This window comes from Halochromatium sp. NSM3 (assembly GCF_059621085.1).
The window spans coordinates 1-817 of record NZ_JCAQIA010000095.1; the positions used below are offsets into that span (position 1 = coordinate 1).

The following is an 817-nucleotide window of genomic DNA, read 5'->3' on the forward strand; positions in this document are numbered from 1 at the left end:
GCGAGCTGGGTTTAGAACGTCGTGAGACAGTTCGGTCCCTATCTGCCGTGGGCGTTTGAGATTTGAGAGGAGCTGCTCCTAGTACGAGAGGACCGGAGTGGACGAACCTCTGGTGTTCGGGTTGTCACGCCAGTGGCACTGCCCGGTAGCTATGTTCGGAATCGATAACCGCTGAAAGCATCTAAGCGGGAAGCGAGCCTCGAGATAAGCTCTCACTAGCACTTAGAGTGCTCTGAAGGGTTGTTGGAGACTACAACGTTGATAGGCGGGGTGTGGAAGCGTAGTAATGCGTTGAGCTAACCCGTACTAATTGCCCGTGAGACTTAACCATACAACACCGAAGTTGTTTGAGACGTTACGCACAAGCGAGCGACTCTGCTAAGCGGCAAGAAGAGTGGCGATTACTTAGAATCAGTTTTTTATGTTGTGACAGTTTATGTCTGGCGGCCATAGCGGTGTGGCACCACCTGAATCCATCCCGAACTCAGAAGTGAAACACACCAGCGCCGATGGTAGTGTGGGGTTTCCCCATGTGAGAGTAGGACACCGCCAGACTTCAAATAGAATAACCCCGACGCTAACGCGCCGGGGTTTTTTTATGCGTATTCCAGGCCTCTATTACGTCAGGGCCGATGCTGACCACAGCCACCCCACTGAATCATTGGAGTGATGCAACAAGTTACCCCCTCACCTGATGCAATAGCATCCGACTACTTATAACAGATGTTTATATATCATCGCCAACTAGACTGAACCAAATTGTACTTATGCTGCTATATTTAAAATACATAATATGGGGAGAGCAGAAGTATGAAAC

General features: G+C 49.7%; 2 rRNA genes. Both read left to right on the forward strand.

Going from position 1 to position 817, the window contains the following annotated elements:
* Window positions 1-331, forward strand: a 23S ribosomal RNA gene (locus tag AC54T3_RS17450); the annotation flags it as partial.
* A gap of 108 nt (window positions 332-439) precedes the next feature.
* A 5S ribosomal RNA gene (gene rrf, locus AC54T3_RS17455) occupies window positions 440-555 on the forward strand.
* Window positions 556-817 lie beyond the last annotated feature (262 nt).